Origin of the sequence: Streptomyces profundus, from assembly GCF_020740535.1 — a bacterium.
GTDB classification, from domain to species: Bacteria; Actinomycetota; Actinomycetes; order Streptomycetales; family Streptomycetaceae; genus Streptomyces; species Streptomyces profundus.
Genome location: NZ_CP082362.1, coordinates 282022 through 297225, shown reverse-complemented (window position 1 = coordinate 297225; position 15204 = coordinate 282022). Strand labels below are relative to the sequence as shown.

General features: G+C 74.3%; 11 protein-coding genes. 7 read left to right on the top strand and 4 right to left on the bottom strand.

The genetic code is table 11. The features are described from left to right. Positions 1–195: 195 nt before the first annotated feature. Positions 196–2430, top strand: a complete 2235-nt coding sequence (locus K4G22_RS01250; RefSeq protein WP_228077714.1) for an APC family permease — start codon at positions 196–198, stop codon at positions 2428–2430. A gap of 78 nt (positions 2431–2508) precedes the next feature. On the opposite strand, the gene K4G22_RS01245 is transcribed toward K4G22_RS01250, so the two are convergent. Both K4G22_RS01245 and K4G22_RS01240 read right to left on the bottom strand, forming a co-directional pair. Next, entirely contained in the window at positions 2509–3195 is a 687-nt protein-coding gene (locus K4G22_RS01245; RefSeq protein ID WP_228077713.1) for an SDR family NAD(P)-dependent oxidoreductase, read from the bottom strand. 90 nt (positions 3196–3285) lie between these two features. Further along, on the bottom strand, positions 3286–4182 hold the full coding sequence (locus K4G22_RS01240) for a helix-turn-helix domain-containing protein (RefSeq protein ID WP_228077712.1): 897 nt from the start codon (positions 4180–4182) through the stop codon (positions 3286–3288). A gap of 302 nt (positions 4183–4484) precedes the next feature. Between K4G22_RS01240 and K4G22_RS01235 the strand changes: the two genes are divergently transcribed. Further along, a complete protein-coding gene (locus tag K4G22_RS01235; protein ID WP_228077711.1) occupies positions 4485–5753 on the top strand; it encodes a multidrug effflux MFS transporter in 1269 nt (422 codons plus the stop codon). 52 nt (positions 5754–5805) lie between these two features. On the opposite strand, the gene K4G22_RS01230 is transcribed toward K4G22_RS01235, so the two are convergent. After that, complete coding sequence (locus tag K4G22_RS01230; protein WP_228077710.1) at positions 5806–7089, bottom strand: glycoside hydrolase family 27 protein; 1284 nt, start codon at positions 7087–7089, stop codon at positions 5806–5808. A gap of 159 nt (positions 7090–7248) precedes the next feature. Next, entirely contained in the window at positions 7249–8304 is a 1056-nt protein-coding gene (locus tag K4G22_RS01225; protein ID WP_228077709.1) for a helix-turn-helix domain-containing protein, read from the bottom strand. Positions 8305–8534: 230 nt separating this feature from the next. Here K4G22_RS01225 and K4G22_RS01220 point away from each other — a divergent pair, with 230 nt between their 5' ends. The 5 genes from K4G22_RS01220 to K4G22_RS01200 are packed head-to-tail and all read left to right on the top strand — an operon-like array spanning position 8535 to position 15184. Continuing rightward, positions 8535–8795, top strand: a complete 261-nt coding sequence (locus K4G22_RS01220; protein ID WP_228077708.1) for a phosphopantetheine-binding protein — start codon at positions 8535–8537, stop codon at positions 8793–8795. Then, on the top strand, positions 8788–10356 hold the full coding sequence (locus tag K4G22_RS01215; protein ID WP_228077707.1) for an acyl-CoA ligase (AMP-forming), exosortase A system-associated: 1569 nt from the start codon (positions 8788–8790) through the stop codon (positions 10354–10356). The genes K4G22_RS01220 and K4G22_RS01215 overlap by 8 nt, the downstream gene beginning before the upstream one ends. Further along, on the top strand, positions 10350–11183 hold the full coding sequence (locus tag K4G22_RS01210; protein ID WP_228077706.1) for an ABC transporter ATP-binding protein: 834 nt from the start codon (positions 10350–10352) through the stop codon (positions 11181–11183). The genes K4G22_RS01215 and K4G22_RS01210 overlap by 7 nt, the downstream gene beginning before the upstream one ends. Further along, entirely contained in the window at positions 11173–11964 is a 792-nt protein-coding gene (locus K4G22_RS01205) for an ABC transporter permease (RefSeq protein WP_228077705.1), read from the top strand. The genes K4G22_RS01210 and K4G22_RS01205 overlap by 11 nt, the downstream gene beginning before the upstream one ends. 4 nt (positions 11965–11968) lie before the next feature. Further along, entirely contained in the window at positions 11969–15184 is a 3216-nt protein-coding gene (locus K4G22_RS01200; protein WP_228077704.1) for a type I polyketide synthase, read from the top strand. Positions 15185–15204: the final 20 nt, after the last annotated feature.

Genomic DNA, 15204 nt, shown 5'->3' with positions numbered 1-15204 from the left:
CCGGCGATGTGGGCATGGTCGGGGACTTTCGTTGTTCGAGGGCGCGAGGTCGTCCCCCGAGGACGCGGCGTCGCCGGCCTCCCTCGCCTGCTGGGCGTGACCTTCGTCGCGATGTGCGACTGCTGGGTGACACTGAGTCGCATGGCGCGACGGGCGAGAAAGCCGAGGGAGCGGGACGACACGGCGGTAGGGGGCATGCCCAGCCCGTCCGCGCCGCTGCCCCAGCTCGACGAGGAACAGGTCGAGGTGCTGCGTCGGGTGGGACGTGAGTGGGGCAGGGCGGCGGGCCCCTCGGAAGCCTGGCGCCGCGCGCTTCCGGTGGCACCGGATCTCGGCGGCTTCCCCGCGCCCGGCGAGATCCGGCCGGCCGCCCTCGGCCGGCATGTCCGCATCTCCTCCCTCGGCGGCGAGTCGCCCGCGATCGAGCTGACCGAGGGCGACGGGCCAGAACGCGGTCGGCGGGCGAGGGCCGCCCATCTGCTGCGCCGCACCGTGCTCGGCATGCCGCTGCGCAGCAGCGCCATCGCCAGGGAACGGCTGCGCAAGCGCGTGGCGCTGCCGGTGCTCTCCGCCGACGCGCTCTCCTCGGTCGCCTACGGTCCGGAGGCGCTGCTGGCCGTGCTGGTGCTCGGCGGGGCCGCCGGACTCGCCTACGCCACGCCGCTGGCGGCGGTCATCGTCGTCCTGATGGTGTCGGTCGCGCTCTCCTACCGGCAGACCATTCGCGCCTACCCGCACGGCGGCGGCTCCTACCTGGTCGCCAGCGCCAACCTCGGTCGGACGCCGGGGCTGCTGGCCGCAGCCGGGCTGATGACGGACTACGTGCTGACCGTCTCGGTGTCGATCGCCGCCGGGGTCGCCGCGATCGCCCCCGTCCTGCCCGCGCTGGCGCGGTCACCCGTGCCGCTGGGGGTCGCCGTGATCCTCGTGCTGCTCGCCGGGAACCTGCGCGGCGTCCGGCAGGCGGGGCGGCTGTTCGCCGTGCCCACCTACGCGTTCGTACTGGCCATGGTCGTCCTGGTGGTGGCGGGGCTGCACCAGGCCGCCGGCCGTGGCTTCACCCCCGCGACGCCCCCGCACCCCAACGCCACGGAGGCCGTCACCCTCTTGCTGGTGCTGCGGGCCCTCGCCTCCGGCTCGACGGCGATGACCGGGATCGAGGCCATCTCCAATGCCGTGCCCGTCTTCCGACCCAAGGAGTGGCGCAACGCCCGCACCACTCTGACCTGGATGATCTGCCTGCTGGTCGTCCTGTTCACCGGCATGATGACGCTGGTCCACCTCACCGGCGTGGTCCCGAACCACCAGGAGACCCTGCTCTCCCAGCTGGCGCACGAGGTCCTCGGCTCGGGGGCGCTGTATGTCTTCGTCCAACTCGCCACGGCCGGGGTCCTGTTGCTGGCGGCGAACACCGCGTACAACGACTTTCCCCGGGTGTTGTTCCTGCTGGCCCGCGACTGGCACGCTCCCCGGGTCTTCCTCCGCCTCGGCGACCGGCTCGCCTTCAGCCACGGGATCATCCTGCTCTCCGCGGCGGCGACGCTGATCTTCGTCGCCTTCGGCGGCCGGACGGCCGCCCTCATCCCGCTGTACGCGGTCGGCGTCTTCCTCGCCTTCACCCTCTCCCAGGCCGGAATGGTGGTGCACTGGCACCAGACGCGGGACCCGCACCGGCTGCGGAGCCTGCTGCTCAACGCGGTCGGCTGCACGCTCTCCGGGATCGTCTTCCTCGCCGCCGTGGTGACCAAGTTCCTGACGGGCGCCTGGGTCGCGGTGCTGACCATCGGCGGCTTCGTGCTCCTGACCAAACGCATCAGAGCCCACTACGACCGGGTGGGGGAGGCCCTACGACTCCACCCGCACGCCCTGGAGCTCCCCACCTCCGGTTGCCGGGTACCCGCCCCCGACCCGGCCGCGCCGCCGGAACCGGACGCCCCGGCCGGGCAGGGCAGCAAGGCATCGCCGGCCGTGGTCCCCGAGGACGCTTCGGAGGCGGAGGCGGAGGCGGAGACGGAGGAGGCCCCGGAGCAGATCCACCATCTCTCCATCGTCCCCGTCGCCGTCCTGGACCTCGCCGGAATGCGGGCGTTGGCCTACGCGGCGGCCCTGCGTCAGCCGGTCCTCGCCCTGCACATCAGCCCCAGCGACGCGGAGGCGGAACGCTTCCGCGACAACTGGCGCGAGTGGGGCGACCACCTGCCGCTCGAAGTCGTCGTCACCCCGTACCGAGCCATCGTCGCCCCGATGATCGACTACATCGAGGTGCTGCACCGGCAGCGGCCGGACCTCACCGTCACGGTGATCCTCCCGGAGATCGTGCCCCGGCAGCGGCGCTACCGGCTGCTGCACAGCCGCATCGCCGGCCGGCTGCGCCGCTCGCTCCGCACCCTGCCGAAGATCGTCGTCACCACCGTGCCGTTCCACGTGTGACGACCGGGACGCCCCGTGCCGCCACGTCGCGCCCTCGGCGAAGCACGCCCCGCCCCACCCCACCGGCGGGGTCGGGTCTCAGGCGTCGGTGGGGCCCCAGGCGCCGGGGAGTTCGTCGGCGTAGACGCGGAACGCGTCGGGGTGGGTGTGCAGGTGCCACAGGTGGTCGGCGAGCACCGTGGGGTCGTGCGTGGGGTGCCCGGGGGTGATCGCGCCGGGGATGATGAGCTGGCCGACCTGGATGTGCTCGTCCTTGAGGGTGTCGTGGAGGAGCTTGGCGTAGGCGCTCTCGCCGGCGAACGCGATCGAGGTGCCCGCGACGTTCGGGTTGGGGCGCGCGCCGGAGCCGCCGTTGACGAACAGGATCGACTCGCGTCCGAGGAACCGCTGCCCCTGGAGGACCTGGTGCACGGCGGTGACCGGCCCGTAGATGGAGAACTCGACCGCCCCCACGAGGTCATCCGCCGTGGTCTCCAGCACCGGACGCAGAAACTCCTTCTGCGGCAGCGGCGAGTAGGTGAGCACCTCGATGGGGCCGAGCTCCTGCGCCGCCGCGTCCAGGGCGGCGATGAGCGACTTCGGATCGCGCACGTTCGCGGCGTACCCCCGGGTGGTGAGGCCCTCGGCGTGGAGGTCGGCGGCGAGCTGGTCGACGCGCTCCTGGCTGCGGGAGATGAGCGCGACGTCGAAGCCCTCGGAGCCGAACTTGCGGGCGACGGCGGCGCCGAGGCCCCGCCCGGCTCCGACGATGGCGATGGTGGTCATGGGGAGGACTCCTTGTTGTGGTCGCGGTGATGTGGTCGCGCCCGGTCGACGGTGGGCGCCGGAGGTCGCTGGTCAGGGGGTGACCCGTGCTCAGGGGGTGTCGTCGCGCGCGGTGCCGGCGGCGCGCTCGGCGCCGCCGTCGGCGGCCCACGAGGCGAGCAGCCCGAGTCGCTCGGCGGAGGACGAGCCGGGCTCCGCGGTGTAGATGAGCATGACGTTGCCGGGCTCGGCGGTGACCGCCAGCTCCTCGTAGACGAGCACGAGCTCGCCGACGACCGGGTGGTGGAACCGCTTGGTGCCCGACCCGTGGGTGCGGACGTCGTGCGCGGCCCACAGGGTGCGGAACGTCTCGCTGCGGGTGGACAGTTCACCCACGAGGTCGTGCAGGCCCTTGTCGTGAGGGTTGCGGCCGGCTTCGGCGCGCATGATCGCCACGCACATCGCCGCGAAGACGTCCCAGTCGGGGTAGAAGTCGCGGGCCGTGGGGTCGAGGAACTGGAAGCGGGCGAGGTTCGGCACCCGTCCGCCGTCGCCGATCAGTGGTGCGTAGAACGCCCGCGCCAACGGGTTGGCGGCGATGATGTTGTGGTGCTGGTCGCGGACGATCGCGACGGCGTCGGTGATCGCCTCCAACGCCCACTCCAGGCTCGGCCGGGCCGGGCCGGGTCTGGTGGCGCGGCGGCGGGCACGGCCGGAGGTGGGGATGCCGTCGGCATTGCGGGCGAGGTCGAGCAGGTGCACCCGCTCCGTGTCGTCCAGGTGCAGCCCGTCGGCGACGGCGTGCAGCACGGAGGAGGACGCGCCAGCGATCTGGCCGCGTTCGAGTTTCGCGTAGTACTCCACGCTCACCCCGGCCAGGGCGGCGACCTCGCTGCGCCGCAGGCCCGGCACCCGCCGGTTCGTCCCGGCGGGGATGCCCGCCTGCTCGGGGGTGACCTTCGCGCGGCGTGACATCAGGAACTCCCGCACCTCGGCCCTGTTATCCATGCCCACCACGCTAGGGCGCCTTTCGCGCGCCGGGGAGACCCTGCCAGTACACCCCTCGACCGGCCGGGTGCCAGGAACGCGCGGGACGATCGATCCGATCGGCGCACGTCATGGCGATCCGGTCCGCTCGATGGCGTCACGAAGCGCGGGGAGGCGCGGTGGAGCCATTCGAGGTCGTCGGCGTCGGCGTCGGCGAAGGTCGGGGCGAGGCGACCCGAGTCCGCAGCGGTGAGGGGTGCCCTGCCGGTACCTCACTCGTCAGGGACTCCCGCGCGCGCGGACGGCGGCTGACGCTGAGTACCGTGACCGACACTTCCGCTGAGACCGCACCGCTCCGCTTCGCCCGGTTCCTGCCGTCGCTGCTGCTCCTGCTGACGGTGTTCGGGCCCATCTCGATGGACCTCTACCTCCCGGCGCTGCCCGCGCTGACCGCGGACCTGGGCGCGGCGACCTCGGTCGCGCAGCTCACCGTGACCGCGTGCCTGGTGGGGCTCGCGGCCGGTCAGCTCATCGCCGGACCGCTGTCGGACAGGTTCGGGCGGCGCGGCATCCTGCTGATCGGCGTGGTCGCCTACGTGGTGACCTCGGCACTGTGCGCGATCAGCCCGACCGTTGAGCTGCTGATCGCCGCGCGGCTGGTGCAGGGCCTGGCCGGCGGGGTCGGCATCGTCATCTCCCAGGCCGCCGGGCGTGACATCTGCTCCGGCGCGGCGCTGATCCGCTTCTACGGGCGCCTCACCGTCGTCGGCGGGCTGGCCGCGATCATCGGCCCGCTGCTGGGCGGGCTGCTGAACACCTTCGCCGACTGGCGTGGCCTGTTCGTGTTCCTCACCGTCGTCGGTGCCGCCCTGCTCGCCGTCTCCGTGTTCGCGTTCCCCGAGACCCTGCCGCCCGCGGCACGCACCACGGGCGGGTTCGCGCAGACCGGGCGGGACTTCCGGACGCTGCTCACCGACCGGGTGTTCCTCGGCGCGGTGCTCAGCCAGGGATTCCTCTACGCGGCGCTGTTCTCCTACCTGTCCGGGGCGACGTTCGTCCTCCAGGGCATCTACGGGCTCACCCCGCAGGGCTACGCGGCGGCGTTCGGGCTGAACTCCGCCGGGTTCATGGCCTTCGGATGGGCCGCCGGCCGCTCCGCCGAGCGCTGGGGCATCCGCGGCACCCTCGTCGTCGGCATCGTCGTCACCGGGCTCGGCGCACTCGGCCTGCTGGCCTCCGGCCTGGCGGTGATGCCGCTGTGGGTGGTGATCGGGTCCTTGTTCCTCCTCGCCGGGGGCGTGGCGATCAGCTCCCCGCCGGCGACCATCCTGGCGCTCGCGGACTACCCGCGGATCGCCGGCACCGCCTCCTCGCTGCTGGGCATGGTCCGTTTCGGGTTCGGCGGGGTCGCCGCGCCGCTGGTCGGTATCGCCGGGGCGGCGACGGTCCTCCCGCTCGGCCTGGTCACCACCGTGTCGGTGCTCCTGGCCGCCGCCGTCTACGTCGCCCTGGCCGCCCGCGGCCCCGTCCCCGCCCCCGCGCCCGCGCCGTCCACGCCGGTGGCCGTCCCGCCTCGCGGTGCCCCTGATTGAGCGGTGTCCCGGCCGCCGGCTCGGAGTGGGCCTCCGCCGGGGGCGCGGCGTGTCACTCGGCGTCGAAGCGGTAGAGCGCGGCGCCGTGGGTGGGGAGGTAGGTGGTGAGGGTGGTGCCGTCGTGGGGGATGTCGGCGCCCGTCCACAGCTCGGTGATCCGGTCGTCGGGCCGGGCGTTGACGGAGCCGAGGGGGGTGGCGACGGTTCGGGGTCCGGGGGCGAGGGAGAACACGGCGGCGTACCGCCGCCGTCCGTCGGTGTCGCGGGCGGTCCACCACACCGTGTCGCGTTCCCGCAGCACCTCGCGGTTGTCGGTGGAGTGCCACAGGACGCCGAGGGCCTCGTCGTTGGTGAGCAGCGCGATGGTCGCCGGTGGGCTGGTCGGGAGGTCGCCCCCCATCATCAGCGGTGACCTGGCGATGATCCACAGGGTCAGCAGGCTGATCTGCTCGGGGCCGGTCAGACGGCACAGCCGGTCGTCACCGCGTTCCGCGCGGATGCCGACGCGGCCGAGGGGGAGCATGTCCGCGTCGGCCCAGCCTGCGGGGCCCTGGAACGGGGCCCAGCGCGCCAGGCGGGCGAACTGCGGTTCCACGTCCTCCCAGCGGTCCCACAGATCGTCGCTCAGCCGCCACATGGTGGAGTGCGCCCGCAGATGGTCCAGGCGCGCGACGGAGACATCGGTGCCGGGGGAGAGGCTGAGTTCGATCGGGCGGCCACAGGCCCTGATCGCCTGGGCGTAGGCGCTGATCTCCCGTTCGTGGTACGGGAAGAGCATGTCGTCGGCCTTGACGAAGTCCACGCCCCAGGCGGCGAACTGGGCCAGCTGCGCGTCGTAGTACGCCTGTGCGCCGGGATGGTCGTGGTCCAGGCCGAAGTTGTCGGAGTTCCACGGGCAGACGGAGCTGGTGTCGGCGATGTCGGCCGCGGTGAACGGGGTTCCGTGGACGGGGAGGCGGGCCGCCACGGCGCGCCGGGGGACGCCGCGCATGATGTGCACGCCGAACCGGAGCCCCAGGGCGTGGACCCGGTCGGCCAGCGGCCGAAAGCCGGCGCCCGCCGCCGCGGAGGGGAAGCGGCCGGGGGCCGGAAGCTGTCGGCCGTACGCGTCGAGGACGATCGGGGCGTCGGCGTTGTAGCCGTGGGCACGGGCGGTGGGTTCGTACCACTGGATGTCGACGACCACGGTGTCCCAGCCGTGGGCGAGCATATGGCGGCTCATGAAGGTGGCGTTGGCGAGGACCTCGTCCTCGGTGACCGTCGTTCCGAAGCAGTCCCAGCTGTTCCACCCCATCGGCGGGCGCGCGGCGCGGTCCGGAAGGGGGCGTGCGGGCATCGCGGTCAGCGCCTTCGGGTGGCTGGGTGGCGGTGCGACCGGGTCGGGCCGGTCGTGATATCGAACGGTGGTCGATATCACGTGAGGACGGTAGTGAGGGTGCGGGAGGGTGTCAACACCACCCGGGCGGTCCGACGCCCGCCCCGTGGCCGGCGGGCGCTACGCGCCGGACGCCGGCTGACCCGCGGCGGTCAACGGGAACCGGTCGGCGGCGCGCACGCCCGCCTGGAACCGGCTGACCGCGTCCAACTCCTGGAGCAGCCCCGCGATATGACGTCGGCAGGTGCGCACCGACATGCCCAGGCGCCGGGCCACCACCTCGTCCGTGTGGCCCTCGGCCATCAGCCGGGCCAGTGACCGCCGCAGATCGTCGGCCGCGTCCGCGTAGCCGGCGGCGTCCGAGCCGAACGGGGTCGCGTCCGCCCAGAGTTGGTCGAAGAGCTCCAACAGGAAGCCCACCACGTCCGCGTCCCGCACCCGGCGCGCGGTCGGCTCGCCGTGCTCGGTCAGGTCGACCAGCACCGCCGTCGACCGGTCGAAGACCACCGCCGCGCGCGGCACCTCGCTGAGGGTGCGGATCTCCGCGCCCGAAGCGGCCAGCCTGGCGGCCCTGGCGCGCGTCGCGAACCCCGTCCTGCTGCGGTGCGGCGCCAGTATCCGGGTGGGCACCGCCCGCTCCAGCGCCTCGAAGCAGGGGTCCAGCAGATCGTCGATGACGGCCTCGGGGCCGTGCCCCGGGCGCAGCACCACCAGCTCCCGCCGGCAGGTCTCCGTCGCCAGCTTGAAGAGGCCCCTGATCTCGGCGCCGCCGGTCAGGGTGTCCAACTCGCCGTGCGGGGCGGTGTCCTCGCCGTCCGGCGCGGTGACGGCGCGGATGCTGTCCCGCAGTTGGTCGGCCAGATCCCGGCGCCGGTAGATGGCGCGTTCGACCGGGGCCACCAGCAGGTCCGTCGCCACCTCGGGCGGGGTGGGCACCAGCCGGCCGCCGGCCGCCGTGTCGGTGGTCAACAGGCGCAGCTCCACCAGCCGGGTCGCGGCGACGAGCAACGCCCCGGTGGGCGCCCCTAGTTCGGCGGCGGCCACGTCCAGCGGGCCCAGCTCGCCGCGCCGCAGCGCGTAACGGTAGAGCGCGGCCGTGTGATCGTCCGGCCTGACGTCGTCCGATGGGTCCACGCCCGGGGCGAGTCCGATGCGCGGCAGAGCAGCCGTGGTCATGTCTCCTCCGAAACCTGAGGGAGTGAGGCTCAGGCGGATCACGGTGGCAGAGCCGCTCATCACGCCACTACCCCCGCGCCATCGAAGCGCTGGTAGCGGAGTGAGAGCGAGGTGAGGACGGCCGGTGGTTGGCTCGGGCGCGCACCGGCGGATGCCCGAAACCTGCGAGAAGACCCCATAAGAAGAGCCCAGAAGACCTCAGAAGACCCAAGAAGAACATGGTGACGAAGATGGACATACCGCGAACGTTCCGGGCCACTCTGGTGGCACATCTGCCCTATGCCAGCGGGGAGGAGCTGGCCCCTTCGGACGATCTCGCGGCCCTCGGCCTCGACTCGATGGGCGTGGTCCAGCTGCTGACCTCCCTGGAGGAGACCTTCGGGCTCGACCTGCCGGACGAGTTGATCACCGAGGAGACCTTCGAGACGGTCGGGTCCCTGTGGGAGGCGGTCGGCGGGGTCATCCCGGCCGAGCGGTTCGCCGATGCCTGAGCCGCCCCTCGTCCGGGTGGACCAACTGCTCTCCCACGGGGCGCCCGACCGGCCGGCGCTCACCTACCGGGGGGAGACCCTCTCCTACGCCGAACTCGCCAAGCGGGTCGCCCGGGTCGCCGGCGGGCTGCGCGCGGACGGTGTGCGCCGGGGCGACCGGGTCGCGGTCTACGCCGAGAAGCGTCTGGAGACCGTGGTGGCGCTGCTGGCCGCCTCCCTGGTGGGTGCGGTCCTCGTGCCGCTCAACCCGCTGTCCAGGGAGCGGCAGGTGCGGTCCGTCGTGGCGGACTGCGCGCCGTCGGTGCTGGTCACCACCGAACAGCGGCTGGCCACCGTGGCGGCTGCCCTGACCGACCTCCGGGTCGAGCGGGTGGTCACCGTCGGCTCGCCCGACTGGCGGCGGTGGGCCGCCGCGCCCCCGCTCGACCCGCGCGCCGAGACGGCCGTGATCGACGACGACCCGGCGGCGATCCTCTACACCTCGGGCAGCACCGGCGGACCGAAGGGCGTGGTGGTCTCGCACCGCAACCTGCTGGCCGGCGCCCGGAGCGTCGCCGGCTATCTGCGGCACACCGCCGACGACGTGCTGCTCGGCGTGCTGCCGCTGAGCTTCGACGCGGGGCTGAGCCAGCTCACCACCGCGCTGGTCGCCGGCGCCCATCTGGTGCTGGTGAACTACCTCGGGCCCGCCGAGGTGGTCGGGCTCTGCGCCAGGCACCGGGTCACCGGGCTGACCTGCGTGCCGCCGCTGTGGCTGCGGCTGGCCGCCCAGGAGTGGCCGGCCGAGGCGGCGGCGAGCCTGCGGTACTTCGCCAACACCGGCGGGCGGCTGCCGCGCGCCACCCTGGACTCGCTGCGCGCCTCGCTGCCCGCGGCGGAGCCGTTCCTGATGTACGGGTTGACCGAGGCGTTCCGCTCCACCTATCTCGACCCGGCCGAGGTGGACCGCCGCCCCGACTCGATCGGGAAGGCCATCCCCAACGCCGAGGTGCTGCTGGTCCGCCCGGACGGCACCCCCTGCGAGCCGGGGGAACACGGCGAGCTGGTGCACCGGGGCGCGCTGGTCGCCCTGGGCTACTGGCGCGACCCGGAGCGCACCGCGCTCCGCTTCCGCCCGGTGCCGGGCGAAGCGGTGGCGGGGCGCCCCGAGATCGCCGTCTGGTCGGGCGACACCGCCTACCGGGACGAGGAGGGCTTCCTCTACTTCGTCGGCCGCGACGACGACATGATCAAGACATCCGGCTACCGGGTCAGCCCCACCGAGGTCGAGGAGGCCGCCTACGCCACCGGGCTGGTCGGCGAGGCCGTGGCGCTGGGGATGCCCGACGAACTCCTGGGCCAGCGGATCACGCTGCTGGTCACCGCCGGTGGCGACGGCCCGCTCTCGGCCACCGGCCTCCGCGCCGAGCTGGCCCGGGTCCTGCCCACCTACATGGTGCCGGGGCGGATCGAGGTCCGCGCCGCGCTCCCCCGATCCGTCAACGGCAAGTTCGACCGCGTCGCCCTGCGGGCCCAGGCGCGGGAGAGCGGCCCCAGAACAACCCAGGAGGTCCCGTGCTAGTGGCCGAAGAACTCACCAAACGCTACGACGAGGTGCGCGCCCTCGACGGTTTCAGCCTGAGCGTCGAGGCGGGGGAGATCGTCGGTCTCGTCGGCCACAACGGCGCCGGCAAGACCACCTTCGTGGAGATGGTGTCCGGGCTGCTCAAGCCGGACAGCGGCACCGTCAGGGTCGGCGGCAAGGCCCCGGCCGAGACCCGGGGCGAGATCGGCATCTCACCCCAACACATCGCGCTCTACCGGCCGTTGACCGTCCGGGAGCATCTGAAGCTCTACGGGAGCGTCGCCGGGCTGCGGCGCGGCGCGCTGCGTTCGGCGATCGAGGAGCTGGCCGTCGCCCTCCAGCTGACCGACTTCCTCGACCGCAGGGCCGGGCTGCTCTCCGGCGGCCAGCAGCGCCGGACGCAGGCCGCGACCGCGCTCATCCACCGGCCAGCACTGCTGCTGCTCGACGAGCCGACGGCGGGCGCCGACCCGGAGACCAGGGCGGCCCTGCTGGACGTGGTCAAGCAGCGTGCCGCCGAGGGCGCGGCGGTCATCTACACCACCCACTACCTGTCCGAGCTGATGGATCTCCAGGCCACCCTCGCGGTCGCCGTCAAGGGCCGGGTCATCGCCCGGGGCACCAGCGCCGAGCTGCTCGACGGACTGCCGGGTGAGGTCAGGGTGACCGCCGGCGACGAGCAGGTGCAGGTGTCGTCGCAGGACCCGACCAGCAGCCTGCTGGAGATCCTGCGCACCGTTCGCCGCCCCGTCGAGTCGGTCGAACTGCGCCACCCGTCCCTCGACGACCTCTACCACTCCCTGGCGGTCAGCCATGTCGACTGAGTCCACCACAGCGCCCCTCGTCGTCCCCCTCGGCGGCGCCCTCCACCGCACCCGCGCGCTGATCGGCTACAACCTGCTGCTGCGGCTGCGGGACCCCTCCCAGCTGATCAGCTACCTGGTCACGCCGATGGTGTTCATGCTGATGCTCCAGCCGCTCTACGAGGAGGCGTTGGAGACCGGCACCGTGCACGCCGTCACCGGTCAGCTGGTGATGTTCTCCGTCTTCGCCATGGCCATCGTGGGCAACGCCATCTTCGTCGAACGCGAGTGGCGCACCTGGGACCGGCTGCGGGCCAGCCGCGCCGCCCGCTGGGAGCTGCTGGTCGGCAAGGCGGTGCCGGTCTTCGTGGTGCTCCTCTTCCAGCAGACGGTGCTCTTCGTCTACGGGATCACCGTCATCGGGATGCCGCTGCCCGTCTCGCTGCCGCTGCTGCTGGTCGCCATGTCGGTCTGGGGCGTCACGCTGCTGGCCATGGGCGCCGCGCTGGCCACCGTGGTCCGCAGCCGGGGCGACCTGATCGTCGCCTGCGACGTGGGCGCCATCGTGGTCAGCACCGTCGGCGGCACGTTCCTGCCGGTGGACCTGATGCCGGGCTGGGCGCAGGAGATCGCCCCCTTCTCTCCCGGCTACTGGGGCCTGTCCATGCTCCGCGCCGCCGTGGAGGGAGACGCGGGCGGCACCTTCGGGCCCGCCCTGGTCTGCCTGGCCATCGCGCTGGCCACCGGGGCCTTCGCGACCTACCGCCTCGCCCACGGGTGGGGCCGCAGCCACCTGGTGTGACGCCATGACCGAGGCAGGGATCGATCCGACAGTGAACTCATCCGAGCGGGAGCAGCCAGCACAGGTCGTGCCCGAGGGCGCGGTGGCCATCGTCGGCATGGCCGGCCGCTTTCCCGGCGCCGGCGACGTGGCCGAGCTGTGGCGCGCCCAGTTGGCGGGCGAGCCCGGGCTGCGGCAGATCACCGAGGCCGAACGGGTCGCGGCCGGCGTCCGGGACGGGCCCGGCTATGTCCCGGTGGGCGGTCCGGTACCCGGGCTTGAGGAATTCGACCCGGTGGCCTTCGGGCTGACCGACCGGGAGGCGGAGACCCTGGAGCCGCACCACCGGCTGCTGCTTGAGTGCTGCTGGGAGGCGCTGGAGTCGGCCGGCCACCCGCCCGTCCGCCCAGGCCCCGCCGTCGGCCTCTTCGCCGGCTGCGCCTTTCCCGACTACCTCACCCGCCATCTGCCGGGGTTGGCCGACGAGCCGGACGGCGCCCGGCTGTTGGCGGCCGGCGTCGAACGGGACTCGTTGACGTCCCTGGTGTCCTGGAAGCTGGGCCTGGCGGGCCCCAGCCTGACCGTGCAGACCTACTGCTCGACCTCGCTGGTGGCCGTCCACCTGGCCTGCCAGAGCCTGCTCACCTACGAGTGCGACCTGGCCCTGGCCGGCGGGGCCCATCTGCCGCTGCCGCAACCCGCCGGCTACCGCCACCAGGAGGGCGGGATCCTCTCCCCCGACGGGCGGGTGGCCAGCCTGGACGCCTCCGCCAACGGCACCGTGATGGCCTCCGGCACCGCCGTGGTGGCCCTGCGGCGGCTCGCCGACGCGCTCGCCGACGGCGACCCGGTGCACGCGGTGATCCTCGGCTCGGCCGTCAACAACGACGGCGACGACCGGGCCGGCTACGCGGCGCCCGGCGTCGCCGGCCAGGCCGCGGTGATCGAGACCGCGCTGGCCGTCGCCGAGGTCAAGCCGGCGGACGTGGGCTATGTGGAGTGCCACGCCGTCGGCACCCCGCTCGGTGACTCCATCGAACTCGACGCCCTGCGCCGGGTGTTCGCCGACCCACGGGAGCGCCCCTGCGTGCTGGGCTCCGCCAAGCCGCTCGTCGGCCACCTCGACCGGGCCGCCGGCGTGACGGGCCTGATCCGCGCCGCGCTCGGCCTGCGGGACCGGGTGCTGCCGGCCACCGCCGGGTTCCGGACGCCCAACCCGGTGCTGGCCGACGCCGCCGACCGGCTGACCGTGCTCACCGAGAACCGGGCCTGGCCCGCCGGGCCAGGGCCGCGCCGCGCCGGCGTCAGCTCGTTCGGCGTGGGCGGCACCAACGCCCATGTGGTGCTTCAGGAGCCGCCGCCCCGACCCGCCGCGCGACCCCGCCCCGGGCCGCACCTGCTCACCCTCTCCGCCGCCGACCCGGCCGCGCTGACCGCGCTGACCCGCCGGATAGGCGACCAGCTGACCCGCCACCCGGAGACCGAGCTGGCCGACCTCGCCCACACCCTCCAGGTCTCCCGCGGCCAACTGCCGCTGCGCCGCGCCCTGGTGGTGCGGGACCACGCCGACGCGGTGGCCGCCCTCGCCGACCCGGGCCGCTGGCGGGACGCCCCCGCCGCGCACCGGCCGCCCCGCGTCCGGGTCGCCGGCTCCGGGGGGCCGGCGCTGGACGCGGCCGTCCGCCGCCTCTGGGACGCGCCGGGGCTGGCCGACGGCCTGACCCGGCTGGGGGTCGTGGTCGCCGACGACGGCACCGAGACGGTCGCCGCCGACGAGGTGACGGCCGACCCCGACAGCTGGCTGGCCGACACGTTGGCCCGGCTCTGGCTGGCCGGCGCGCGGATCGACTGGGCCGCCCTGCACGGCGGCCTGGGCCGGCGCCTGCCCCTGCCCACCTACCCCTTCCAACGCGCCCGCCACTGGGTCGAGCCGGTGGCCACCGCGCCCACGGGCGACGCCTGGACCCCCGCCTGGCGCCGCAGCCGGCCGCCCACGCACGATCTGGACCGGCGGCTGCGCGCGGCCGGGCCCTGGCTGCTCCTCGTCGCCGACCCGGCGGGGGAGTCCCTGGCGGACCGGCTGCTGCGGGCCGGCGCCGAGACGGCCGTGGTGCGGCCGGGCCCCGCGTTCCTGGCGCTGCCCGACGGCGACTTCACCGTTTCCGGCCCGCCGGATCTCGGGCGTCTGACGCGTTCGCTGGTCGGCGTGCCACGGCTGGTGGTGCACGCCACCGCGCTGGCCGACGACGCCGAGGACCCGGCGCCCGCCGTCGGCGCGCTCGTCCGCGCGCTGGCCGACGACCCGCTCTTCGCCGACACCTCCGTGGTCGCGCTCACCGGCGGAGCCCTCGGGGTGCTGGGGCCCGACCTCACCCGTCCCCGGGACGCGGCCCTGGGCGCGCTCGCCGGCGTGCACCAGGTGGACGCGGCGCCCGGCAGCGACCCGGAGCAGACGCTCGCCGCCGTCCTCGCCCGGGGAAGCGGTCCACTCGCGGTGCGCGGCACCGGCGTCTGGGAGCCCCACCGGGAGCCGGTGACGCTGCCCGAAGGCGATGCCGCGCGCGGCTGGACGGTGCTGCTGGCCGGTGCCGACGACGCCGTCGAGCGGCGGCTGGCGGCGGTCCAGGCCCGCGTCGTGCGCGCCTCGCCCGAAGCGCTCGCCTCGGCGGTGCGCACGGCCGTCGACCGCTGGGGGCGGCTGGACGCCGCCGTCTTGACCGGGCTCACCGAGCGCCAGTTCGACGCCGCGCAGGCGGCGTTGGCCGGGCAGGCGCCCCTGGCCCGGGTGGCCATCGCGCCGGCTCCGGCGGTGGTCGCGCGGGCCGCCGCCGCCCGTCACGGGGGCGCCGGCCGCTGGCTGGTCGCGGAGGGCGAGGCGGCCGGCGCGGTCGCCGACCGGCTGCTGGCCGCCGCGGGGCATCTGGACCATGTCCAGCTGGACCAGGGACTGCTGGCCGCCGCCCCACCGCCGCCCGCGCCCCGGCGCGCCAGGGCGGCCTCGGCCGCCCCCGAGGCCCCGGACGAGCGGGCCGTCGCCGCCCTGTGGTGTGACGCGCTGGGCTGCGAGGAGGTCGGACTCGACGACAACTTCTTCGACCTGGGCGGCCGTTCGTCCGCCGCCGTGACCCTCGCCGACCGCCTCGCGGCCGTCTTCGGCGTCCGACTCCCGGCCACCGTCGTGCTGGAACACCCGACCGTCCGCCGCCTCGCGACCCACCTCGTCACCCTGGCCGGCGACTGACGCCGGACACCCGTCAGTGA